This is a genomic window from Planococcus chinensis (assembly GCF_020071995.1).
GTDB lineage: Bacteria > Bacillota > Bacilli > Bacillales_A > Planococcaceae > Planococcus > Planococcus chinensis_A.
Genome location: NZ_JABWTK010000006.1, coordinates 141098 through 165603 on the forward strand (window position 1 = coordinate 141098; position 24506 = coordinate 165603).

Annotated in this window: 27 protein-coding genes; 21 read left to right on the forward strand and 6 right to left on the reverse strand. The window is 46.8% G+C overall.

Features of this window, described 5'->3' with window-relative positions; translation table 11 throughout:
- Position 1 precedes the first annotated feature (1 nt).
- Positions 2–373 (reverse strand): GntR family transcriptional regulator, encoded by a 372-nt coding sequence (locus tag HU147_RS11620; protein ID WP_224076540.1) that lies wholly within the window; start codon positions 371–373, stop codon positions 2–4.
- A gap of 437 nt (positions 374–810) precedes the next feature.
- Between HU147_RS11620 and HU147_RS11625 the strand changes: the two genes are divergently transcribed.
- The 11 genes from HU147_RS11625 (at position 811) to HU147_RS11675 (ending at position 11462) form a co-directional block, all read left to right on the forward strand.
- Positions 811–1185: a hypothetical protein gene (locus HU147_RS11625; protein WP_224076389.1), complete on the forward strand. Its 375-nt coding sequence runs from the start codon at positions 811–813 to the stop codon at positions 1183–1185.
- 205 nt (positions 1186–1390) lie between these two features.
- The gene (locus tag HU147_RS11630) at positions 1391–1642 is read left to right on the forward strand and encodes a hypothetical protein (protein ID WP_224076390.1); all 252 of its coding nucleotides are present in this window, start codon (positions 1391–1393) and stop codon (positions 1640–1642) included.
- Positions 1643–1769: 127 nt separating this feature from the next.
- Positions 1770–2342, forward strand: coding sequence for a hypothetical protein (locus HU147_RS11635; RefSeq protein WP_224076391.1), 573 nt, complete (start codon positions 1770–1772; stop codon positions 2340–2342).
- A gap of 83 nt (positions 2343–2425) precedes the next feature.
- A complete protein-coding gene (locus HU147_RS11640) occupies positions 2426–2911 on the forward strand; it encodes a hypothetical protein (protein WP_224076392.1) in 486 nt (161 codons plus the stop codon).
- 80 nt (positions 2912–2991) lie between these two features.
- Complete coding sequence (locus HU147_RS11645; RefSeq protein WP_224076393.1) at positions 2992–3444, forward strand: VOC family protein; 453 nt, start codon at positions 2992–2994, stop codon at positions 3442–3444.
- Between the two features lie 158 nt (positions 3445–3602).
- Positions 3603–4241 carry a pyridoxamine 5'-phosphate oxidase family protein gene (locus tag HU147_RS11650; protein WP_224076394.1) on the forward strand — a complete coding sequence of 213 codons (639 nt, stop codon included), beginning with the start codon at positions 3603–3605 and terminating at the stop codon, positions 4239–4241.
- Positions 4242–4538: 297 nt separating this feature from the next.
- Positions 4539–4994: an inner membrane protein YiaA gene (gene yiaA, locus HU147_RS11655; RefSeq protein ID WP_224076395.1), complete on the forward strand. Its 456-nt coding sequence runs from the start codon at positions 4539–4541 to the stop codon at positions 4992–4994.
- 157 nt (positions 4995–5151) lie between these two features.
- Positions 5152–5442 carry a hypothetical protein gene (locus HU147_RS11660; protein WP_224076396.1) on the forward strand — a complete coding sequence of 97 codons (291 nt, stop codon included), beginning with the start codon at positions 5152–5154 and terminating at the stop codon, positions 5440–5442.
- 250 nt (positions 5443–5692) lie between these two features.
- Positions 5693–9874, forward strand: coding sequence for a tetratricopeptide repeat protein (locus HU147_RS11665; protein WP_224076397.1), 4182 nt, complete (start codon positions 5693–5695; stop codon positions 9872–9874).
- Between the two features lie 25 nt (positions 9875–9899).
- Positions 9900–10058 (forward strand): hypothetical protein, encoded by a 159-nt coding sequence (locus tag HU147_RS11670; protein ID WP_224076398.1) that lies wholly within the window; start codon positions 9900–9902, stop codon positions 10056–10058.
- 195 nt (positions 10059–10253) lie between these two features.
- Positions 10254–11462, forward strand: a complete 1209-nt coding sequence (locus HU147_RS11675; RefSeq protein WP_224076399.1) for a Bcr/CflA family efflux MFS transporter — start codon at positions 10254–10256, stop codon at positions 11460–11462.
- Between the two features lie 57 nt (positions 11463–11519).
- On the opposite strand, the gene HU147_RS11680 is transcribed toward HU147_RS11675, so the two are convergent.
- Complete coding sequence (locus HU147_RS11680; RefSeq protein WP_224076400.1) at positions 11520–12146, reverse strand: HAD-IA family hydrolase; 627 nt, start codon at positions 12144–12146, stop codon at positions 11520–11522.
- Positions 12147–12364: 218 nt separating this feature from the next.
- Here HU147_RS11680 and HU147_RS11685 point away from each other — a divergent pair, with 218 nt between their 5' ends.
- Both HU147_RS11685 and HU147_RS11690 read left to right on the forward strand, forming a co-directional pair.
- On the forward strand, positions 12365–13420 hold the full coding sequence (locus tag HU147_RS11685; RefSeq protein WP_224076401.1) for a glycosyltransferase family 2 protein: 1056 nt from the start codon (positions 12365–12367) through the stop codon (positions 13418–13420).
- Positions 13421–13441: 21 nt separating this feature from the next.
- The gene (locus tag HU147_RS11690) at positions 13442–13966 is read left to right on the forward strand and encodes a GNAT family N-acetyltransferase (RefSeq protein ID WP_224076402.1); all 525 of its coding nucleotides are present in this window, start codon (positions 13442–13444) and stop codon (positions 13964–13966) included.
- Positions 13967–14094: 128 nt separating this feature from the next.
- Here the strand turns inward: HU147_RS11690 and HU147_RS11695 are convergent, their stop codons facing one another.
- Positions 14095–15000, reverse strand: coding sequence for an ABC transporter ATP-binding protein (locus HU147_RS11695; RefSeq protein ID WP_224076403.1), 906 nt, complete (start codon positions 14998–15000; stop codon positions 14095–14097).
- Positions 15000–15689 (reverse strand): ABC transporter permease, encoded by a 690-nt coding sequence (locus HU147_RS11700; RefSeq protein WP_224076404.1) that lies wholly within the window; start codon positions 15687–15689, stop codon positions 15000–15002. The genes HU147_RS11695 and HU147_RS11700 overlap by 1 nt, the downstream gene beginning before the upstream one ends.
- Positions 15690–15858: 169 nt before the next feature.
- Here HU147_RS11700 and HU147_RS11705 point away from each other — a divergent pair, with 169 nt between their 5' ends.
- Positions 15859–16566 carry a response regulator transcription factor gene (locus tag HU147_RS11705; RefSeq protein ID WP_224076405.1) on the forward strand — a complete coding sequence of 236 codons (708 nt, stop codon included), beginning with the start codon at positions 15859–15861 and terminating at the stop codon, positions 16564–16566.
- On the forward strand, positions 16563–18278 hold the full coding sequence (locus HU147_RS11710; RefSeq protein ID WP_224076406.1) for a sensor histidine kinase: 1716 nt from the start codon (positions 16563–16565) through the stop codon (positions 18276–18278). The genes HU147_RS11705 and HU147_RS11710 overlap by 4 nt, the downstream gene beginning before the upstream one ends.
- 214 nt (positions 18279–18492) lie before the next feature.
- Here HU147_RS11710 and HU147_RS11715 read toward each other — a convergent pair whose 3' ends face one another.
- Entirely contained in the window at positions 18493–18639 is a 147-nt protein-coding gene (locus tag HU147_RS11715; RefSeq protein ID WP_224076407.1) for a hypothetical protein, read from the reverse strand.
- 270 nt (positions 18640–18909) lie between these two features.
- Between HU147_RS11715 and HU147_RS11720 the strand changes: the two genes are divergently transcribed.
- The 5 genes from HU147_RS11720 (at position 18910) to HU147_RS11740 (ending at position 21612) form a co-directional block, all read left to right on the forward strand.
- A complete protein-coding gene (locus HU147_RS11720) occupies positions 18910–19668 on the forward strand; it encodes a DUF5694 domain-containing protein (protein WP_224076408.1) in 759 nt (252 codons plus the stop codon).
- The gene (locus HU147_RS11725) at positions 19649–20116 is read left to right on the forward strand and encodes a GNAT family N-acetyltransferase (RefSeq protein ID WP_224076409.1); all 468 of its coding nucleotides are present in this window, start codon (positions 19649–19651) and stop codon (positions 20114–20116) included. The genes HU147_RS11720 and HU147_RS11725 overlap by 20 nt, the downstream gene beginning before the upstream one ends.
- A gap of 51 nt (positions 20117–20167) precedes the next feature.
- Positions 20168–20653 carry a tetratricopeptide repeat protein gene (locus HU147_RS11730; protein ID WP_224076410.1) on the forward strand — a complete coding sequence of 162 codons (486 nt, stop codon included), beginning with the start codon at positions 20168–20170 and terminating at the stop codon, positions 20651–20653.
- 142 nt (positions 20654–20795) lie between these two features.
- Positions 20796–21350: an ATP-binding protein gene (locus tag HU147_RS11735; protein WP_224076411.1), complete on the forward strand. Its 555-nt coding sequence runs from the start codon at positions 20796–20798 to the stop codon at positions 21348–21350.
- Between the two features lie 16 nt (positions 21351–21366).
- Entirely contained in the window at positions 21367–21612 is a 246-nt protein-coding gene (locus HU147_RS11740) for a hypothetical protein (RefSeq protein ID WP_224076412.1), read from the forward strand.
- Between the two features lie 8 nt (positions 21613–21620).
- Here HU147_RS11740 and HU147_RS11745 read toward each other — a convergent pair whose 3' ends face one another.
- On the reverse strand, positions 21621–22391 hold the full coding sequence (locus HU147_RS11745; RefSeq protein WP_224076413.1) for an alpha/beta fold hydrolase: 771 nt from the start codon (positions 22389–22391) through the stop codon (positions 21621–21623).
- Between the two features lie 477 nt (positions 22392–22868).
- On the opposite strand from HU147_RS11745, the gene HU147_RS11750 reads away from it, so the two are divergent.
- Positions 22869–24464, forward strand: a complete 1596-nt coding sequence (locus tag HU147_RS11750; protein WP_224076414.1) for a long-chain-fatty-acid--CoA ligase — start codon at positions 22869–22871, stop codon at positions 24462–24464.
- Positions 24465–24506: the final 42 nt, after the last annotated feature.

Genomic DNA, 24506 nt, shown 5'->3' on the forward strand with positions numbered 1-24506 from the left:
TTCACCCCTCGTATAAAATCTTCATCAAATCCTGTAGTTCTTCCAGTTCCAATCCGATTTCATTGCTGTTTGCAATCACTGCGCCGAGCTGTTCTTCGATGACCTTCAGTTTTTTCTCCCGTACAACCTCCAGGTTTTGTTCTGCTACAAAAGAACCTTTGCCGACGATTGAGTAAATAAATCCCGACTTCTCCAATTCCTCATATGCACGCTTTGTGGTAATAACGCTGATCTGCAGATCTTTTGCCAGTTTGCGCATGGAAGGGATGGCTTCTCCTTCCTGTAATTCGCCGGACAGGATGAGTGATTTCACCTGATGTACAATTTGTTCGTAAATAGGGCTTTTCGAACTGTTGGAAATAATGATTTGCATACTCTCCATCTTCTTTCTTCCTGCACTTATCGATCTTGTCGCTTGAAACCAGTTTCAATTCAATTTTAACCAAAAACCAATAGTGTATATACTCTATATATACAATATATACATATGTAAATAAGTTTGCAACTATTTATTGAAAGGATATGGGCTTTATTTAGATAATTTTAGGAATTCCGGTTTTTTAACTTGTCATTTCCAAAAAAATAGGTGTAGGAGATACTAGTTGTCTGAAGTTTTATTTCCTGATTAAATTTATTGAATGTTTAATCTTTCTGTAACTTCACATGTTAATATTATTTACAATAAAGCTTTAGCAATTTATGAAGTTACAAGCCTGAAGATAAAGTTCAATACACAGGTTTCTGGTTAAAAATTTTAAATAGCATAATAAAGTTTGACACTGAAATTAGAGTGGGAGGTATTTTGCGATTGTGAAGAGTTTACCCGATGAATACGATTTACTGGCATTGTTCGAATGCGAACCGGTCTTGCGTGATACCCAAACAAAGAATCTGCCTTTTTACTATAACCAAGCCACATATCGGTTTTCGAATGAGGAAGAAGCTTTCCTGGTAATCCTAGAGCCCGCATATGGAGAAGTTAAAATACAAGTGAACCAGAAATCGACAAACAGGCTGATTTCCCGCCTTGATTTGAAAAGGGTGGATTCGCTTGAAATCAAGGCGGATTCTAAAAAATCCTCAAGTATTTTGCTGACCTTGGGAAGCGATGAAACCTTTCAAACCCTAGAGATTCAATTTAAGCCGAATTTCAAATTAATTCTTCAAGACCATCTGGAATACTAATGGTTTCAGGTGAAATGCATGCAGTTATTCGACTGTATTAAATGAAGATGGATTGCTTTCCAATTTACATAAACGGTTATAAATCACTGCAGTTATACCGTATGGAGAAAGGGATGATTTGATGATCTGGTTTAGTTCTATAGTGCTTTTTGTTTTTATTGGCTCATTTGTATATGGGTTGATAAAACAACTCCGTTATTCTGCTTTGCTAAAACGAACGGTCGTGCCATACACTGAAGCCGGCAAAAGATTGCTTTACGGCAACTATTTATACAGCTTTACATTTGCCGGTTTCATGGTTTTTGTCTTGTTGAATGCTTTTGTTTTTTGGGGGATTTTTCCCCGAATGCAAAGCATGGGCAATGCAGCCAGCCTCATCGCTATGTTATTTCTTTTGTTGATGGCTGTTTCCAAATTTGTTTTGATTCCTAAAAGCGATAAAAACTTCCTGGCGTAAACGGAATTCAATTGTGACTGGTTTCTATTCAGGAAATGATTTCAATTTAACAAGGAAAATGCACTAATGATGCTAAGCAATAATGGGAAAATCAAGCTTCAAGTCATAAAGAAAATGGTGAAATGGAATGGATCCAAGCAAAAAATTTGTATTTAATATCGAAAACCAAGAATGGCTTTATGAGAAGGAGGAAGAAGATTTATGTTCCCACGGAGAAATCCACCTCAGCGTTAACGGAACTATCATTACCCAATCCGGAATAGAAGAGGAATGGGGAATCAGCGAATCCGCTTTAGCTTTATTGCGGACCATTGATAACGATTATGTGTGCCATCCCGCTGATGAGGAAGGGTTAATACTTCATGGATGCGGAGCGATTTTGATGATGGGCTGCCCGATTTCCATCCATTGGACAGTTAAACATACGGGGGATCAAGTCCTATTATCGGATTTTGTGAAAGTCGCGACAAGCAATCCTGAAACAGGAAGTGTTTATTACCCGGGGCTACATGCAGCTCTGGGTAAAAACGAATATAAAAAGCAAATTGTTCAGTTCGCTTTACAAGTGAAGAAGTTCTTTGATGCCTCAAAAGACAAGCGGATTACAGACGATTATGACCGTGAAACATATCAAGAATTCTGGGATGAATACAATCGTTTATTGGAAAATAATTGGCTTGATCCAAATGGCGACTTGTAAAGGGAATCTCCTTCAAATCTCCTTAAAAGCAAAATATGCGGACGATTGTTCGAAGTTCGCTATCGGAAAAAGGTGTAGAATTCATGAAGAAAATTAATAAAGACTTTGCAGAAAGAGCTTTGAAAAGGCTTCTTATTGGAAGCCAATTGGACGGTTTGCAATTTGGCGCTGGTCCCGGAGCAGTACGTGCCTGCTTTGCCCATTATTCTGAGCAAGATCCAGATACGTTGTGGTTGAACATTGAGGTAAGAAAAATAGCAGTTATCTCTGATCAGAATCGATTGATGTCAATTTCCACAGAAAAATTGAAAGAGCTGAATGAGGAAGATTCCTTTCAATTGCTGCTGAAACATCGGAGAGAAAGAGTGGATGATGTCTGGCTGGGGGAAGATTCCCCGCATTTGTATCTTTCGTTTGAGTCCGGGAAGGTCTTATATATAAACGGCCAAGATGAGGATTACGAATGCTGGCAAGTTGGAGATCAATTTGGGTATGGGGACGGTGACTGGTTGATAGTAGCCGTTCCAGAAAATGAGATCGCTGCCTGGAGTCCGGAAGAGTTTAAGTGAGTGTGATTTTGCAACTTTTATCCAGAATGCTTTAGCAAGACAAGCAAACAGAGATTTCACATGCACAAGGAGGTAAAACTATGGAGAAAAACAACTTGCTCCGAATGGATAATGTTGGCATCGTGGTAGAATCGCTGGATGGCGCAATCTCATTCTTTGAAGAAATTGGCTTGAAGCTTGAAGGACGATCCATTATTGAAGGAGAATGGGCAGGACGCGTAACCGGATTGGGTTCTCAGCGTGTCGAAATTGCGATGATGGTTACCCCGGATGGCCACAGCCGGCTTGAACTGTCGCGTTTTCTTACCCCGCCGATGATTTCAGACCACCGGACCGCTCCTGTAAATGCCCTCGGCTATTTGCGTGTCATGTTCACCGTTGAAGACATTGACGAAATGGTAGCCCGGCTCTTGAAGCACGGCGCGCAGCTCGTTGGCGAAATTATCCAGTATGAGGACGCCTACCGGCTCTGCTACATTCGCGGTGCCGAAGGGCTTTTAATCGGTTTGGCAGAACAACTCGGTAGTAAGTAAGGAACAGCCCATCTTAGTCTTACCTGAAAATTTTTCGGATTTCTTTTGTACGTTTTAGAACCCTTCCCGAACGTTCATGAAAGAAGACCGGATAAAATTCGGCTGCATGAACATGTCGGGTAGGGTCTGTGCAACTAAACATGAGAGGATGAACATCAGTGAATATCACTCCAACATTCCTAAACACTGTTAAGACCGTAGAAGAACTGCGGGAAATCACCGGCCAGCCGAGCCAACTGGTGAACAATAAAGTCATTTCCTATTTGGATGAACATTGTATGGACTTTATCGCCAAATCTCCTTTTCTCACGATTTCTACAGCGGACGCCTCCGGTAGATGCGACGTCTCGCCGCGCGGAGACGATGCCGGGTTTGTCTATGTGCTGAATGAAAAACAATTGATCATTCCCGAACGTCCTGGAAATAAACGGATGGATTCCATGCGAAACATTTTAGCGAATCCGAATGTCGGGTTGTTGTTCCTGATTCCGGGACTCGGCGAGACTTTGCGGGTGAACGGAAAAGCCAGCGTCATCCAGCACGAAGAATTGCTGGAGAAAATGGCGGCACATGGCAAAAGGCCGCTTCTTGGAATCGGCGTGGATGTAGAGGAATGCTTTATTCATTGTGCCAAGGCGTTCCGGCGTTCGGGACTGTGGGAGCCTGAGAGCTGGGGAGACAAAGAGGAACTTCCAAAAGGCGCGAAAATCCTGGCAGCCCACGCGAAGTTGCCGAATACCGACGAAGAAGCCGTGGGTAAAATCTTGGAGAAAAGCTACCGGGAAACCTTGTACTGAAAAGCTTGAAGCAAGGACAAGTCCACCATGTCCCAATAGTTCAAATGAAAAAAATGAAAATTTTCCGCTTGGAAGGAAGGCCATGTTTACTTTTTAAGCTTTCCCGAAACAATAGTGAAGAGGATAAGCAGAGTGTGATAAAATATATCTGATAATGGAAAAAGTGTGGTTATACTCTGATACATACGGATTAATCAGGAGGCATTGAATAGCTGAAGTATTTAACGGGCGTGAAAGTTTTTCCGAATCGTCCTGCATATAGATCATTACATGTTACAAACGAGAGGGGCTAGTTATATGTTGGGTGACAAAAACGAAGAGTTGTTTTCGGAAAAACCGAGAGAGAAACGCAGGCTCGGCGAACCGACCGCTGCGTTTAAAGGGGCGGCTTGGGGCGCTTTGCTGATTGGGGTAGCGAGTTATTTAATCGGATTGTACAATGCGGCGATGGAACTGAATGAAAAAGGCTATTATATTGCTTTATTGATCCTCGGGCTCTATTCCGCCGTTTCGCTCCAAAAAGCCGTTAGAGACCGCGACGAAGGAATCCGGGTTACGAACCTGTATTACGGCATCAGCTGGTTTGCCTTGATTGCAGCAATTTCACTTATGGCCATCGGGCTGTTTAACGCAGGAAGCATCATTTTAAGCGAAAAAGGCTTTTACGGCATCTCGTTCGTCTTGAGCTTGTTCGCCGTAGTCACTGTACAAAAGAACGTCCGGGACACGGAAGAAGCGAACCAGGACAAGTAATAAATAAATGCCTAACCTGAAAAGGGTTAGGCATTTTTATACGGTGAATTTATAGTGAACAAGAGATTTTTCGCTGATGGAGATGAAGTATGCTAACCTTTTTAAAGGACAAAAATGACAAGCTTTCCAATCGAAAAATAGAAGGAGTGGGAATACGATGGATATCAAACGGATCAGCCAAAAGGAAGAAACTGAATTGCCGCGATTTCAAAACCATGAAGAAGCGATTGATTATTTTGAGAAGACCTACGGAGAAAAATTCGTCTTTGAAGAGTCCTCAGGGACTGATGAAGGAAGTTGTTTTTTCTATCGCTTGATTACAGACGAAAAAGCATATATTAAAGGCTCAACGGAATTGAATGCGAATGGCCATGTAGGGCTGGAATTTTTGAGTAGTTTTCAGCCGATTCAAATTATGGATAACGGCGACATTCGAATTGGCCATTAACAACCGGCTTGTTCCATGATTCATTCAGATGGATCGCATTCAATTGCTTCATAGAAGATACTTCACTCTTGGCGGTTTTCGCCAGGAGTTTTTTTGCTTTAGACTCCCCTGCAATTGATGGAAAAACAAAAGAGCAGTGGTGAAATATTTCTCCTGATAATAATTCAGAAAAATCTATTGCACCCTATAATTTTCCAACATATAATTAATCAACTGCACATTAAGCAGGGGGATAAGGGAGAGAAAAAGAATGGTCATCGACTTGAAAGCACATGAAATTCAAACTGCCAATCAAATGATTCAAGCCATTCGCGGGTTATGGGCCGGACGTTCCATCAAACGGCTTCGCGAGTGGCTCGGGGAAATTGAAACGGAAGAGGAATACTACCGGCTGATGCGGCTTGCCGATGAAGCGGATTTATATAATTACAGCAATCTGTTGGCAACCCATGCTTACAAACGTTTCGGGACGCTGCGCCCCTTTGCCTGGCATTGCGGCCGGCTGCTTGAAACCGGGAGAAGCCTGGAAGCGGAAGAAAAGATGCTCGGCCGGCTGCAAGGCGCAGCCGCTTCCACTTATAAAGCGGAGGAACTCGCATCCGCCCACCAGTTGCTGGTCCGTGTCTTTTGCCAGTTAAACCGGCTGCCGGAAGCGAAAGAGCAATTGGACAAAATTGCACAAGTGCGCGGTTCCGTATGGCCGGATTTGACCGGCTATTACTATATGCACAGCGGGGAATGGGACAAAGCCGAACAGGTGCTGAAAACGGTGATGAACGAGGAGTCGAATGACCGGGACAGCTTTGCCCGGCTGTTTTATGCAGATGTCTTGTCGATGCTCGGCCGGCAAGCCGAATCGTTGGCCGTGCTTGAAGAAGGCGCTGCCTTGGAAGCGGACAGCTGGGCCTATGAGACGGAACAAGTGAGCCGCCTTTTCCATCTGGAGCGCTATGCGGATGCGCTGCGTGTGATGGATGCGTTTAATGAAAAAAATCCTTTCCATGTTCACCGGGACCATTTTGCTTATTTGAAAGCGGTGTGTTTGTACCGGCTTGAGCAATGGGATGATCTGGAGTCTTGGGTTGGCGAGCACCGCGAACTGTTAAAAGACAGCATCTACGGAAAAGCAGAGATTCGCCGGGATGAGAAACAGGTCCTGCTGAAAACAACGCCGAAAGTCCAGAAGATGAACTATTGTGTGCCGGCTTCATTGTCGCTCATGCTGGAAGTGTACGGCAAAAACATCGGACAGGACGAAATCGCTTCGCATGTCTTTGATGTGACCGGCACGAAGCTTCGGACGACGATGAAATACATGGAATCGCTTGGACTCCATGCCCGGTATTTCAAAGGGAACGTCGCGCTCTACAAGCAATTTATCGATGCGGGTGTGCCGATTCTCCTCAGCATGATGATCGAAAACAGCGCGCATGTCCAAGTGGTCGTCGGCTATGACGACCGGCTGCAAGGGCTCATCATCCAGGATCCGAACGATTTGGCGCCGTATTTATTGGCGTATGAAGACGTCCAAAAAACATACCGGATGTCCGATGCGCTTAGCATGGTTTTTGTAAAAGAAGCCCAGAAACACCTCCTAAGCTCACTGAATGAAAGCGAGCACGGATTCTTCACAGAGTTGTATGAGTTTTTGGAGGATGAAGAAGGAGAAGTGGAAGAAAGCGATGCATTCCTGGCATTCTTGACTGCCCATATTGAGGAGCGCTACGCAGCCGTCATTGGCTTGTCGTCGCTTTTTACAGACCGTGCAAAAGCCCTGCATCCCCAGTGGCTGGAGCGGCTTTATACGGAATTCGGCGTAGAAGATGCCGAAGTGGCTTTATTGGCTGCCCACATGCATTTTGTGAGCGACCAATTGCCGGAAGCTTTGCAATGCCTGACGCATGTCGAGACGAAAACTAGTCCATATGCGCAGTATTTAAAAGGCGCCATTTTGATGAAACAGGACGCTTTTGACAAAGCCGTTCCCTTACTGAAACGCTCCATTGAAATGGATCCCGTCCAGCCGGACGCCTATAGCCGCCTTGCCCGCTGTTATACGGAAATGGGCAAGGTCTACCAGGCGTTTAAATGGTCCAGCATCGCGCTTGCTCAGCTGCCAAGCAGCGTTTCCGTCCAAATCAACCATGCCTTGATCCAGTCTGAATCCGGTGCACATGAAAAGGCGTTAGAACGCTTCCAGAAACTGGCCGAAAGCGAGCCGAAAGACGAATTCTTCATTTACCAGATGGGCTGCTGCCTGCAGCAGTTAGGACGAGACGGCGAGGCGCTTGATGCATTCCGGCGGTCAATCAGATTGGAGTCCAGCGAGCCTTTTCCATATTTGCGGATGGCTGAAATCCATATGGAAGCGGAAAACTGGACGGAAGCAAAAGCGGTCCTTGAAGAAGGGATTGCCCATTCTGGCACGCATGACGTCTTGCATCTGTATCTCGGCCATGTAGCCATGGAACAGAAGGCGTATCCAAAAGCGGAAGCGGAGTACCGGAAAGCATTGGAACTGGATACAAAAGATTTGTTTGCGGTATCGCATGTCGCCCATGTGTTGATCAAACAGGAACGCTATCTGGAAGCGCACAACTGGATTAAGGGTTATGCCAAAGAAGGCGATGCCGGCTTCTTCATCCGGATCGCTTCCCTGCTGTGGGAAGAATGGGCAGATGATTCCGGCAAAGCAAAGGCGCTCAGCCTGCTTGAAGAAGGGCTCTCCGACAGAGAACGGGACGGCTTTCATGACTTGGCCGTCAAATACGCTGAATTCGGAGCTGAAATGCCGCTGCACCGGACGCGGGTGCTGGAACACATTCAAACCCTGCGCGAAACGCAGCCCGATGAAATTCTGCTGTGCCTGGAAGGCGAACTGCACGAAGAAGCCGAAAACCACCGCTATGCACGTAAGCTGTACAAGCAGGCGCTCGACCTTGCCAACCATGCTCCGGCATACTACCGCCTCGGCCTCCTGGAAGAAAAGCGGGAGAAAAATGAACAGGCCATCTTGAATTATCGCCGCTGCATTGAGTTGGATCCGAGCTTTAGCGCCGCCCATACAGCGATGATGCGGGCATATGCGGCGAGCGGCAATCCGGAGCGCGCATTTACCGAAGCGCTGCATGTATTGGAGCACGATCCGCAGGAACTGGATTTTGAGGAATTGTTTGCACTGGCGGATTCCGAAAAAGCGGTTCAACGGATCGCTGGAACGTTAGAGAAAATTTCCGAAAAAGTGCCGGAAGAATGGCTGCTTTCAGCAAAAGCGCATTGCGCTGAAAAAGAAGGGCACTTAAAAGAAGCAGACGCATTGTTTATTCAAGCAAAAGCAACGAACGGCGCGCATGCTTCCTATTTTGACCACGTCGAGTTCTGCGAGCGCCAAGGCGACTTTAAACGTGCAGCGGTCCTGTTGGAAGAAATGATTGCTGAACATCCGGAGATTGTCGGGCTGTATGAAAAATACGTCTCGATGCTCACTAAAATCGGCAAGTCAGCGGAAATCGAAAAACGGTTGAAGCGGCTGCTTTCTGGAGAGGAACTGGCCATCGCCAAAGCACATTGTGCGCAGTTTCTTGCGCTTTGGTTCGAGGAAATCGAGCAGGAAGAGCCGAAAGGGATGCTGAACAAATTCCGGCATAATACGCGGTCGTTGCGCACCATCTCTCAAGTCATTTCGCTGTATGAAGAAGCTTCCAAGCGCCTCCCGGACAACGAAATGCCGGTCATGCAGTTGGCCTCGCTCTATTTAGCTCGAGATATGGCCAAAGAAGCGGTTGATGAGCTGAAGCCGTTTGTGGAACGCACCGGAAACTACGAGGCGGCGCTGTTATTGATACAAGCGACGCTTCAGCTTGCGGATGAAAAAGAGTCGTATAAGCTTGCCCGGTCAGCTGCAGTCGCAGCGCGGAAGCTCCACGAACAACAGCCTTCCGATACCCGCGTCCTACTGTTGCGGGGGGAAGCCTTGGCAGTAATTGATGAAACCAAAAAAGCACGGGAACAGTTTGAAGAAGTGATCCGGTTGGAGCCTTTTCATGCAGAAGGCTATACCCGTCTGCTGCATTTACTGGCCGAACGTCGCCCGGGAGAAGTGCTGGCGTTCAAAGACCGCTTGCCGGAGCAGCTGAGAGACCATGAATGGATCCGGTTGAACTTAAGCCTTGCCTATATCGAAGTGGAGGAAGTCGCGCTTGCAAAGGAAACGCTGCTGTCGTTGATCGAAGACGAAGACGATTATTTGCCGGCATACTATGAACTGGCGCGCTGCGAGATGCTGCTTGGCCATAATCAGGCTGCTCTAAGCTATTTCAAACAGCTGCTGAAACGGGAAGAAGGGCGCCATTATCTCTTTGCCGCTGCCGATGAGCCGGCATTCGAAGATGTATTTGAGGAGCTGGAAGCCATGGCCGCAGCATACGCCTGATGGAACAGTTGAGAGGAGAAATCGGATGAAACCGCTGCTTTGGGGTATGCTCGGAATGTTCACCACTTGGCTCATACTGAATGTTATCAGCGGTTCCTGGGACATGCAGGAGCTGATCTATTTGGCCATTGGCCTCGCTGTAATCTTCAAAAACAAGAAGGGCAAAGAAGAAGAATTGGAATAAAGCCGCAAAGCCGCTCAAGTTTTATTGAGCGGCTTTGCTTTTTTCTTTTCCGGAAAGATTGCTCATCACGTCCATTCCATATTTTTTCGTTTATAGAGCGCTTACATCAAAATCCGGCGGTTCCTCCGTTAAAAAGCATGTTACGCTAAACGAGGAAAATAAAGAGAGAATTCGTGTTGAAAGGTTTTGATCTCCATGTTGCATAATCCTACTGGAAAAGCACGGCTCGGGCTGGCGTTTCTCCTCGCCATGCTTGGCATTTTAGCGCCTCTGAATATTGACATGTACTTGCCGAGCTTCCCCGGCATCGCAGGCGATTTAAACGCTTCGGCGTCTCTTGTGCAGCTGAGCTTGACGACCTGCCTGATCGGCCTTGCAGTGGGCCAGATTGTGGTCGGTCCGATCAGCGACGCACAAGGCAGAAGAAAGCCGCTGCTCATCGCCATTTCCCTGTTTGTGCTGTCGTCGATTCTTTGCGCACTCGCTCCGTCGATTGAGATGCTTGTCGTGGCCCGCTTTCTACAAGGCTTCACGGCTTCTGCCGGCGTCGTCTTGTCGCGTGCAGTGGTGCGGGATGTCTTCAGCGGCAAAGAACTCACAAAATTTTATTCGCTGTTGATGGTCATCAATTCGGTTGCACCGCTCGCAGCACCGCTTGCCGGCGGTGCAATTCTTGCCTTGCCGTTTGCCAACTGGCAGACCATCTTTTATTTCCTGGGGTTTCTTGGCATCCTGATTGTAGTGACCATCGGTTTGAAACTGCCGGAGACCTTGCCGGCTGACAAACGGATTCCGAGTTCCATCGGCGAGTCCGTCCGGACGATGTTAGGCCTGTTAAAAGACCGCTCCTATACGGGCTATACGCTGATCGCCGGATTTGTCCACGGCGGCAGTTTTGCCTATGTGGCAGGAACGCCGTTTGTGTACCAGGGAATTTACGGCGTGTCGCCGCAAGTGTTCAGTATTCTTTTTGGCATCAACGGCATTGCCATCATTTTGGGCAGCTATTTGATCGGGCGGTTCGGCGGCATTGTCCCGGAAAAGCGCCTGCTGCAAATTGCGGTAACTGCGGCCGGTGCCGCGACATTCGTATTGCTTATGGCCACCATCTTGCAAGGGCCGCTTGCAACGATTGTCATTCCGATCTTCATCTACATGATCACGATCGGCATGATCTTGACCAGTTCGTTCACGCTCGCGATGCGCGAACAAGGCCACCGGGCAGGCAGCGCCAGCGCGGTCATCGGCATGCTGCCGCTATTGGTAGGCGCCGCTGTATCGCCGTTAGTCGGCATTGACGAAACCACGGCCGTCCCAATGGGCGCAATTTTATTCGCCACTTCATTGATTGGCTTGATCGCATATTATTCCTTGCCTAAACAAAAAGAAGAAATGCATCGTTAAAACACAAAAGAGCAATCGCCTTTTTTCGGCGATTGCTCTTTTTGATGTTCTCAAAGCTTATTCCGCAATCAATGTTTCCAGCAGTTCCTGCGGCGTGTGCACAACAAATTTCGGACGTTCTTTTTCAATCAGCTCAAAACCGTCGAGCCCCCAGCTGACCCATGCAAACGGCACGTCTACTTTGTTGCAGGCCACGATGTCCCGCACTTCATCTCCGACATACAACAATTGCTCGGCTGAAACATTCTGCTGCTTCATGTATTTCCGGATGACCGTGTCCTTGCCGAAAATACGGCTAGACGTCAGCACTTGCGACACCGACTCGATGCTTTCCTGCTTCAAAAACAATTCAATGTTTTCTTTGGCATTGGATGAAATGATGACAATGCGGTAACCGTTATGGGCTAAAGCGTCCAGCATTTCCTTGATGCCGTCAAACAGGGCGACTTCGTTCATATGGGTTTTGAAATACTGGTAAACCTTTGGCAGAATGACAGGGATTTTGTGCATCGGAAAGCCGTACTTTTTTGCACGTTGCTGAATGGTTAAATTGCGGGATGCCGCCAAATCTTTTTCGCTGACCGGCAAGTAATTGAACTGTCCGGCGTACGTATTCCAAGCCTGCATAAAAAGCGGCATGGAATCGGCTAACGTGCCGTCAAAATCAAAAATGATTGTTGTCATAAGCCAACCTCTTTCCAGTGAATGATCGTTGCTTTTAAGTATAAGCTGTAATCCGAACGATTCCAACTTCCATCTCTTCGACTGTGACAAGAACAAAGGCCATGGAAGGGCGGCAGAGGGGAAAAATTCCATGGCTATTTTTCAGTTAATTCTGTTAAAATGAAATTATGTTCGGATTCCTAAGTATTAGCCTACAGAAAAAAGTCAGGAGGATTCCAATGAATGACCCGAAAAAAGTGAGCTTCATCGTTCCTGTTTACAATGCTGAAAAGTATTTGGAGAAAAGCATCAACAGTATCCTCCACCAAACCCATCCTCATATCGAACTCATTCTTGTAGATGATGGATCAACTGATGACAGCGGAAAGATCTGTGACGAGTGCGCGAAACAGGACAACCGCGTAAAAGTGATCCATCAGCCAAATGCCGGGCCATCCGCCGCACGAAACCGTGGAATTGCAGAAGCAAGCGGCTCGTATATCCAATTTGCGGACTCGGATGATTTTATCGATCAGCATATGACGCGCCGGCTGGTGCAGGCGATGGAGGACGGCAGCGCCTTGGCCATCTGCGGCTATCAAAAAATCGTAACGCGCAATGACCATATCATTCAATCAGAAGTCCACCGCATTCCGTTAATGGGCGGTTTTACGAAAGAACAATTCCTGACCCATTTCGGTGAATTGTATCAGTACTACTACATCCATTTTAATTGGAACAAGCTCTATGATGCGAAGCTCTTGAAGGACTCCGGGCTGAGTTTTGATTTGGACGTCAACTGGGGAGAGGATTTGCTGTTTAATCTGCGTTATATCGACAAATGCCGAAACATCAGCCTCATTCCGGATGCCTTCTATTACTACATCGATTCCAACGCCGCGTCCATCACGAGCCAGTTCCGCGCAGACCTTTACAGCAATATGCAATTGATGCAGGGAGCGGTAAAGGAATTTCTGCAGCAAAACAATGCGTATGCCGGCAAAAACAAAGTGCTGTTTGAAAATTTTTATACGTCCCGGGTCATGACTTGTTTCTGGAACTTATTCCATCCAAGCAGTACGCTGACGCCGGATCTGGCAAAAAAACAGATGGGCGAAATCATCCACAATGAATGGCTGCATAAACGGGCCAGCTATTTTCAGTCAGGCAATTTCGAAAAGAGACTGATCGGGACCTTGATTAAGCGGCAGGCGGTCGGCGCCTTGTACCGCTATTATTCATGGAAAAGCCTTGTGAAAAGAAGACTGCTGCCAAAAGAAAAGAAATGGGTGTAACGGGCAGATAGAAGCGAGTGAATGAGCGGATACAAAAGTGTCAATTATTTTAAGGGAGTGGAGCATTTGAAAGCCGTCATTAGAAAAGCGCAAAAAAAAGATATCCAGGCCATCCAGCACGTGGCAAAAGAAAGCTGGCACGATACCTATAAGGAATTGATCCCTGAAGCAATCCAGGACCAATTCCTGGAGCAGGCCTACTCCGATGAAATGATGGCAAAACGAATCGACCACAGCCTTTTTCTCGTCGCTGAAAACGATTCGGACGTTATTGGCTATGCCGCCGCTTTCCAAAAAGAAAACGAAGCTGACCTCAGTGCCATCTATTTACTGCCGGACGCGAAAGGCAACGGAGTTGGTACGCAGCTGCTGGAAGGCGTGCTGGAAGCGTTGGACAGTGTGAAGGAACTATACGTAGAAGTGGAAAAAGGAAATACCAGCGGAGAAACGTTTTACGAGGCAAAAGGCTTTGCCGTGGTCGATGAATACGAAGATGACTTATTCGGACATGTGCTGCAGACAAAGAAAATGGTTCTGGTGATTTAACGAAGACGCCAGCGGAATAATGACTAGTCATTTTGTATAAATGAATAAAAATTCATGAATGGAATCGGATGAATGACAGAGAATAACCCCTGAAACGCTTTTTGAATAAGCGTTTCAGGGGTTATTCGTTATTCTTCGAGGAACATTTCTTCCAGTGACGGTTCGTTGACTTCTACGCGGAAAACGTCCACTTGGCATTTGGTGAACGCCCGGATGATTTCAGCGATTTTCCGTTCACTGCCGATAGTCAAACTGCTCGAGGACGCCGTCGTTTTCAAATCGCTGCCGGCTGTTTCGAGCCATTCATACAGGTTTTCGGCTTCGCTTTCCGGAATGGCCGAGTGCTTGAATTTCACTTCCAAGGTGGAGCGGTAATACGAGCGCAATTCTTCCATGCTGCCTTTTTTGACAATCGCGCCTTCTTTCATGATGGCAATGGTCGAGCAAAGCTTCTCGACTTCAAATAAATTATGCGAGGTCATAAAAACGGTTTTGCCGCTTGCCTGTAAATCCCGGATAAGCTGATGGATCTGGAGAGCGGATTCCGCATCCATGCCGGAAGTCGGCTCGTCCAAAAAAATCAGTTCCGGGTCGTGGATGATGGCTTGAGCGATGCCGAGTTTTTTCTTCATGCCGAACGAGTACTTCCCGACTTTTTTGGTAAGGTCCTGTTCCAGTCCGACCATTTTCAGCACCGCTTTGCACTGCGCGGTGGAAACCGGCATACCCGAAAGGGAGGAAAGAAATTTCAAATGCTTGATGGCATTCATTGAGTTATAAAAGCTGGAGTAATCCGGCATGACGCCGATGTGTTTTTTCAGCCGTTGGTTTGGCCCTTCTACGCCGAGCAATGAAAAGCTGCCGCTTGTCGGACGAATGATGCCCGTCAGCATATTGATGAATGTTGATTTACCCGCGCCGTTGCGGCCGAGAAAACCGAATATATCCCCTCGTTCGACGGCTAAATCGATGCCGTGGATAACTGGAATGGCCCCGTATGATTTTTTAAGGTTTTTCGTTTCAATGACGTTCATTAACATTCCCTCCTATTGAACAATGCGAGTGCAGCCGCCAGAACCAGTCCCGCCAACCCGAAAATGACTAAAAATGAATAATCATCGTTGATCAGGTAATAATAAGGGCTGACAAACTTTAACCAGGAAACCCAAAGGTTATTGGTGAAGGCGACCCATACGCCAAGAATCGGCAAGGCGATTCCGAGTACGACGCCGAGAAACATGGTGTAGGATGGCTTTGGAATCAGGACTGACAAAAGGACGGCCAACGCAATTTGGAACGTCACCAGCGAGATGGTTTGCGAAAAGATGAACAAATCGATTTTTAAAGAAAACAAACTGATGATGAGAAAGGAAATCGAAATGCACACGAACCAAAACAGCCAGATGCCTAAATATTTTCCAAGCACAATCGAAATTCTGGAAGTCCGGGTGACCAAAAAACGCATCGTGCGTTCGTGTAGCTCCCGGTTGATGGTGTCGTGCGACAAGCCAATCACGAACAATTGGCCGAAGCCTACCAATAGAAATAGAAGGCCTGCGGTATGGACATCTTCCGCTTCACTCGCCGTCAGCCCTGCGCCGACCGTCAATAAATCGGAAAACTTCGCAGAATAATAAGATGTAACGAGCAACAGGGCGATGATGAGCAGCGATAGGATGCTTTTGAATAAAATTGAAAACTCTTTTTTGCCAATGGCGAACATCGACTTTCCTCCGTTTCATAACTTGCGTGGATTTCTGAAGCTGACTTCAGTATAAATGCCTTAGCTTAAGTGAATGAAACCTGTTCCTTAATTTTTCCTTAATTCCGCTTTTTTCCTTTTTGGAATGATATGATTATTTACATGAAACGGTACAGAAAGGATTTTTACGATGCATGAACCGCACTTATTAATTGTAGATGATGAACCCGCCATTTTACATATGCTGACAACGATTTTAACAAAAGAAGGTTTTCGTTCGATTGATACGGCGGGATCTGCCGAAGAAGCGCTGGCGCTCACTAAGCAAACGGCATATGATTTGATCCTGCTCGATGTCATGCTGCCGGAGCGCAGCGGTTTTGATATCTGCCCGTTGATCCGGGAAACGACGGACGCGTCCATCTTTTTCTTGACTGCCCGGTCGTCGGATTTGGACAAGCTGTCGGGATTTGCAGTCGGAGCGGATGATTACATCACCAAGCCGTTCAATCCACTGGAAGTGGCGGCGCGCGTGAAAGCCCACCTGCGGCGGCGGAGCGGCAGAACCCCTGTCCAGGCCCAACAGACGGTTTACAATGTCGGCCTTTTATATATCAACACGCAGTCTGCCGAAGTGAAGCTTGACGGCAAGCCAGTAGATCTGCCGGCGCAAGTATACCAATTGCTGCTGTTTTTCTGCCGCCATCCCAACCGGCTCTTCAGCAAAAGCCAATTGTACGAAAACGTCTGGGGGGAAGAATTTCTGGGCGAGGACAATACGGTGATGGTCCATATCCGGAAACTGCGCGAGAAAATTGAACAAGACCCCAGCAGCCCGAAACTGATTGTGACGGTGCGGGGTCTGGGCTATAAATTTGTGCCGGCAGGTGGCCAATGAATCTGCACAAGCGCTTTATGCTGCAATTTTTTATCCAGCTTCTTTTGTTGTCGGCAGTTTTCTTTGTGACCATCCTGACCATCTGGGCCATCATCGGATTTTCGCTGACTGAACAAGATGCCCGCCAGGATCTTGCCAAAGCCGAAAGTTCCTATTTTACCGGAAAAATATCGGTTAACGGAAAAAACGTGTCCATCGAGCCGCAATTAAAAGAAATGGCCAAACGGCAAAATGGCTGGCTTATGGTTGTGGATGCCGAAGGGGAAGTGCTGGATGCATTCGGTGCGCCGGAACAAGCTCCTTCCCGCATGCAGGCAAATGAGGTGGCCGCTTGGCTGCTCGAGACAGATACGGCAGGCAAAGAACGCGCTTATTGGAAACTGGAATACTTTGATGAGGATCCGCTGTATTTATTGTTCGAAAAAGAAAACAAAGCCGCGGGCTTAACGGCCGCTTTGGAACCCGGTGTGGATTGGGGCCAAAAGCAACTCAGGTTGACCGCGGACATGGAAAAGAAGCTGCAGGCGGAAAACGCCTGGGTCCAGCTTGTGGATGCAAACGGAGTAGTGGTGGACAGCTTCGGGGAAGAGGCGCCCAAGTTTACGGCTTCCATTGACGGGATTGACCGGCTGGCTGTGGAATGGCCGATGCTGTCTGTATCGGTGGACGAAGCCACCCAGACCGCACTCTATATCGGGGTAGCCGAAATGCCTTCCTCTTTTTTGGAGGACAGTTTTGCCGACCGCAAACTCATTTACGTTTTTCTGCTGCTGCTTTTGCCATTAGTCCTCGGAACGTTTTGGTATGCCCGGAAGTTCGGGATGCCGCTTTTGGTCATGATGCAGTGGATTCAAAACCTCGGCAGCCGCCAATACGAAGCGCCGCAGGATGCAAGCGGCCAGCCGGCCCTTTACACCAAAAAAGGCAAGCTGAAGCGGAAATACCGGCTGTACAAGGATTTAATCGGGACGCTAGAGCAATTGACCGATACCTTAAAGCAGCACAAACTACAGCGCCGCGAACTCAACCAGACGCGTGAAGACTGGATCAGCGGACTGTCGCATGACCTGAAGACGCCGTTGTCTTCCATTTCCGGCTATGCGCAATTGCTGGAAGCGGAAAATTACGAATGGTCCAAAACCGAAGCAAAAGAGTTTGCCGGCATAATCCACGAAAAATCAGGCTATATGATGGAACTGCTGGAAGACTTGACGTTGACGTTCCGATTAAAAAACAATGCCTTGCCGCTCTCAAAAGAACCGGTGGAACTGAACGAATTCATGCGGCGCACCATCATTCAATTCATTAATGAACCGGCGAACGCCGATTTTGAATTTGATTTTCAGCCGGCTGCACAAGCTATTGCCGCTGATATCGACCCGAAATGGTTCCAGCGCATCGTCGACAATTTAATCGCCAATGCCGTGAAGTACAATCCCCCGGGAACGACAATCACGGTTGCTTTGTCAACGATCGAGCAGCATTTATTCATCGTCCGGATCGAAGACGACGGAACCGGCATGGATGCAAAGACGCTCAACAAATTGTTTGATCGCTATTACCGCGGTTCGAACACCCTGGATTCCGGCAACGGCTCCGGCCTTGGAATGGCAATCACGAAGCAATTGGTCGGGCTGCACGGCGGATCGATCAAAGTGACGAGCGAAGTCGGCCGTGGTACAACCGTGCGGCTTATGGTGCCGATGCAATAAGTTTCAAGAGTGTAAGACAATGGAAAAAATCCCGCCCTAAGCGTTTTCATAGGAAGCGGGATCTTTATTTTCTTTAATAAAAGAGGGGATAGGAACGTTCGGCTTTGGATGCAATCGGGTGTCAGGACATCCGATTGTCGAGCCTGGATTACTTGAACGTGTTGAATTGGGTGGTGCTGAATATGAACGGATAGCCAATAGAAAAAATCGTTGTTCAATAAAATAGCGTTGTAAAGAGATTTAGCGCACCGGCGATTGCATAAAGAACGGCACTGACGACTAAACCGCCGGCAAGGAAATAGCCGATTAATTTCAAATTATCAATAACAGCACCAACAAGATCATCCATGAATTTAATCAAATCAATTCCTCCTAGTGGAACGCACGATAGAAAAGTAATTGCTATAGCTATATCCTAACACTAACTGAAAATCTAATAAATGGAAATTATGGCTATTAATTGAGCGAGTATTTCAGTACGATCAAGAAAGAGAAGGGAAGCGTTTTAGTTGTCGGCTTTTAAGAAGTTTTTGGGTTTTTATTTCCTTAAATACATCATTACATAAGTGTTATTAAAATCAAAAAAAAACAGCAAGCAACAAAAACGAGAACTTAAAATAACTGAATAACAGTGCCAGTACAAAGAAATGGGGGAAAAACCGCAGTGTCTGTGAAACCTGAAATTATTTTAGTCGGTACATTTCATTTTGAACAACAAGGAGAACTTATCAAAGAGCGTGAATTTGAAATTGAAAAACTAGCTGGATATCTATCTGAATTTAAACCTTCTAAGATTGCTGTTGAATGGCCACAACATTTACAAAAGGATTTAACGAAGCACTTTTTAGAAACCGAGAAAAGCTATGGTCAGAATGAAATTGAACAAATAGGATTTCGAGTAGCAAAAAAACTGAAGTTGAAAAACGTACAAGCCATCGATTATGAAGGCGACTTGACACCTGAAGACATGGAAAAGTTGTATAGTGCAATTTCTTCACATTATCCGGCCATTCAGAAAAAACTCACTGATTTTGCGGAAAAAGAGGCTCAAATGGATGAAAAGGGCTCACTCTATGACATTTTTAAAGGGTTGAATAATCCATCGCAGCTATCCGCTTTAGAAAGGATTTACCTTTCATTTATCTCGGTCGAAGAGAACGAAGAATTGATCGGAGCTGAATTTCTCCGAAAATGGAATTGGCGGGAACTCATGATTTTTAAACATGTGGTTGATGTGATTGACACTCCTAAGGAACGAGTTTTGCTTTTAATCGGCCGTGATCATCTGTGGAGCTTGAAAAAGCTTTTTGAAGGACGGGGTTACCGAGTGATTAATCCATTCGCTGCTTCTTTAGAAGGGAATGAAATTAATGAACTTCATACGAATTGACTTAGAAACACAGCGCGAAACTTTAATACAATTTCGAAAAGATTCCTTTGCCGTAAGTTTTGGTTCAATCGAAAAATTCGGAGATGAAGAAGATTACCTCAAATGGGTCGCGGCAAAATCCATTCAATTTCCTGACGGGTTTATACTGGTTATGGAAGACGAACGGCCAATCGGCCAACTGGAACTAACGCTTACCGAATATGAAGGTCGAATTATTGGATATGTAAATTTGTATTATTTGATTCCGGATAAAAGAGGCTGCGGTTTAGGAAGAAAATTGCATGAATATGCCATGGGCTTTTTCGCGAAAAACGGAGTGAAGGAATACCATCTTCGTGTTTCTCCGTCGAATTTGGCGGCTCTTTCGTTTTATCGAAAGGCCGGAATGGAAGAAATCGGGCCAGAGCTTGACGAAAAAGTAATTCGGATGAGGGGTTTCCTGACGTAACGGCTTCTGGCAGGAAAATACACCACTAATACCTAAGCGAGGAGTGGGAAGATGGACGCAGCATTAAATAAAGCGATTCAATTACGGGGTGCTGGAAAGTTCGAAGAATCCAAAGAGATTTTGATGCAATTGGCAGAAGAGTACCCTGATTTTTCTCTGATCCATTATCAATGTGCTTGGAGTCTGGATCTATTAGGTAAAGAAGCAGAGGCTGTTGCTTATTACGAACGGGCAATCGGGATGGGGTTAGCCGGCAATGAGTTGGAAGGCGCATTGCTAGGGCTTGGAAGCACGTACCGGACACTTGGCGCCTATCACAAATCAAAAGAGGTCTTTTTAAAAGGAATAAAGCTTTTTCCGGAGAACAAAGCGATTCAAACATTTTATGCTATGACTTTATTCAATCTCGAAGAGCATGAAACTGCTATGCAATTATTGCTTGAATGCTTAATCGAGACGACTCATGATGAAGAGATCGTCAAGTACAAAAACGCCATTCGTTTTTATTCGGATAAGTTAAATGAAGTTTGGGAGTAAAAACGCAATCACAACCCGTATTCCGAGGAGCAACAAATTCCGGGATTTTACGAAACAAACGGTGTCATAAACAGCAGCAGAGGGTTCAACTTAAACTTAACAGCCATACAGAATTCACATTTTATGATTGGAGTTTCGAAGAATGAATAGATTCGTCATAATGACTGTCGGTAAAACCCATAGCGGAAAAACCACGTTCGCTAATGAATTGGAAAAGAAATTGGTGCATTCCGTAATGGTTGATCAGGACGCTCATGCGGAGTTTCTCCAGACGCATTACGCACGTTTGTTGCCAAAAGAGGGGCCGAATCTGATTAAATACGCCCTGACCCGTACAATTGTCGATTATGCAGCGAACGAAACAGATCGCCACATCATTTTAAGCAATTCGAACCTCAGCATCAAAAGCCGCACACAGCTTCTTGCAGAATTTCACAACAAAGGTTTCACGAGCATCCTTGTACATTTCGACATAGCGGATTCGATTCTGCAAGAACGAGTAGCTGCAAGCCGCCGCTCCACTGAAATCCTGCGGACCGCCGTTTCTTTTCAAGAAGTGCTGAACAAGCAACAGACAAACGGAGTTGCCCCTTCAGAAAGTGAAGCGGATATTTTAATTTCCATCAAGCAGCCGGATGAAACGCCTGCTGCCATTAACCAAATCGTTAGGCTTGTGATGCATGAGGAAGAAAAATGAGAGAAGAGGCGAGCACATGTCGATCTTTTTTAAGAACATGAACGAAAAAGAAATAGCAAGCTGGACCAAAGCGGCCGTTACCGGGTTCTATGCCATGGTGCTGCTGTTAACCGCAGACTTGGCATATGGTGTCCTGTATGAACGCGAACTTGTTTCAAAATCCGCCGTTCTTTGGACCGGTATGGGGGCAGCATTCGGTTCCGACTTGCTATATCGGTGGATATCCGCCGCACGGGCGAACAAGGAGAAGAAACCCTCCTGAGGTTTGCTTCAGTCGTTTAAGACAATTACTTGCTCGGGGAACACGCGATCCGCGAGCCACCGTTCAATGACGCGGTTGAACAGCTCGGGCTTTGCCAGTGAAATGCCATGGCCGACATCGGGAAAGACGATCCCCCGGCAATTTGGATTGCTTTTTAGAATTTCCGTCAATGAGGATTTCATGACACCGCGTTCTTTTTCGCCGACGGTTACCAGAATGTCCGCCTGGGCGTATTTGAAGTTCTCCGGCAGGACAAACGACATATTCTCTTTTAACATACGGAACAGTTCCCGCTTTTTCATGCGGCAACTGTCGCGGTAGTAGGCTTCAAAGTAGCTGTCTCCTATGTAAAGCGATTTCGCCTGGAGTTTAGAGAACGTTTTATTTTGAACCAGGGGCTGGAACAAGGCAGACGATCTGGCAATGGTGTTTTTAAATGGCAGGGGTTTTACCAGGGCACTGTTGAGCATAGCGTAATCCACCAAATCCGGTTTCTGGCCGATTGCACTCAAGAGCACTTGCGCCCCGAGCGAAAATCCGATGGCGATGACCGGTTTGTTTTGCCGCTTTTCTTCAATCAACGCAATCAGCCGCCCCGCACTTCCGGCAATTGAAAAAGCAGCGGCGTTTTCCGCACAGTTCAATTCCGGCACCACGACGTGGTAGTTTCTGAAATGGCGGATTTGCCTGTCCCACATCCAACCGCCAACCCCGCCGCCGTGCACAAAAATCACCAACGGTGCCCGCAAATTCCCGTATTCTTGATAAGGCAAGCTCATATTATTACTCCTTTCTTAAAAAATACATGATTTTACATTTATGTCTATTGTCATCTTCTATACATACGTTTTTTTCAGGAGAAAAGTTTCAGGAAAATGCGACTATTTCCGAAATTATTACACGTCTGAACTTACATACAAACTTTCGACACATAAAAGATTAAATCCGAGCTTTTTCAGAGTGATGTAACGGAATTAATGCCTTGTTCCAAATGAACTGTTCTGTTTAGCGGCATAAAAAGAAATGCTTTTGTCCAGCTAATATACAACACGCTCACAAGGAGTCTGAAATCCGGTTAATGCACCCAGCCGCAAAGAACAAAATTCCAGGAAATAAGCTGCTTCTCAGGAAATCCACCTGCTTTTTATGCGAATAATTCACTCAATTCCAAAAACTCATTTGACACACATTCCCGCTCTACTTATACTGTGTTATAACACATGTTAGTAAAAAACAGAGTTGGAAGGGGAATTGCCATGTTTGCTGCTTTAACGCCATTAGACTGGAAACGCCGCGCCATCAAATACTACCCGGAAAAAATTGCGGTGATCGATGAAGAGAAACGCTTTACATACAAGGAATTCGGCAAGCGCACCGATCAGTTGTCCATCGCTTTACATAACGCAGGAATCGAGCCGGGCGACCATGTGGCAGTCATGCTCCCGAATACCCATTATATGCTGGAATGCTTTTACGGCATCTGTCAGCTCGGCGCGGTCATGGTGCCGCTCAACTACCGCCTGACGGCCAAAGACCTGGAATACATCATCAACCACAGCGATGCGAAAATGCTCATTGTCGATGCGGAGTTCGGAAAACTCATCGAAGGCATCCAGGACCAGCTGCCGATTGAAAAGTTCATTGTCGTCGAAGTTGCGGGATGCGAGTCGGCCATTAACGGCGTGACTTACGAAGACTTTATCGGTGATATACCGGAAGAGATCCAGCTGCCGGAAATCGACATCGATGAAAACCAAATGCTGACCTTGAATTACACTAGCGGCACCACGTCCAATCCAAAAGGCGTCATGCTGACGCACCGCAGCAATTACCTCAACGCGGCGAACTTCCTGCATCACTTGAATGTCGTGCACGACGACGTTTACCTGCACACCTTGCCGATGTTCCATGCGAATGGCTGGGGCGGCATCTGGGCGATCACAGCAGCGGGGGCGACGCACGTCTGCCTGCGAAAAGTCGATCCGCCGCTCATTTTGGATTTATTCGAACAGCACAAGATTTCCATTCTCTGCGGTGCGCCGACGGTCGTCAACATGCTCGTCAATGAACCGAAAGCGAAAGACATCAAGATTAGGACCAACCCGCGCATGGCGACGGCCGGTGCGCCGCCTGCTGCAGCACTCATCGGCAAAGCGCAGGCAATCCTCGGACTCAACATGATCCACGTGTACGGGCTGACGGAAACCTCTCCGTTCATCCTGTACAACGAATGGAAAAAGGAATTTGAGGCGAAATCGCCGGAAGAGCAAGCGACCATTAAAGCACGCCAAGGCATCGAACTCGCCTTTAACGGCGAAACGAAAGTCGTCAACCAGGAAGATGGACGCGAAGTCGCCTGGGACGGCAAAGAACTTGGGGAAATCGTCACCCGCGGCAATGTCGTCATGAGCGGCTATTACAAAGACCCGGAAAAAACGGCGGAAGCGATCCGCGACGGCTGGTTCTACACAGGCGACCTTGCTGTAACTTATCCGGACGGCTACATCGAAATCCAGGACCGCATCAAAGATATGATCATCTCCGGCGGGGAGAACATTTCCTCGACCGAAATCGAAGGCGTGCTTTATAAGCATCCGGACGTCATGGAAGTGGCCGTCATTGCGGTGCCGGATGAGAAATGGGGCGAAGTGCCAAAAGCAATCATCGTCCTTCAGCCGGGTGCACAAGTCACGGAACAAGACATCATTTCCTACACGCGCGAGAAGATGGCGCATTTCAAAGCGCCAAAATCGATTGACTTTGTAGAAGCCTTGCCGAAAACCGCTACCGGCAAACTGCAGAAGTTCCGCTTGCGCGAAATGTACTGGAACAGCGCGAAAAAAGTGAATTAAAACCACCAACACTCTTCGGACCCGGCATCGGGTTCGGGGAGT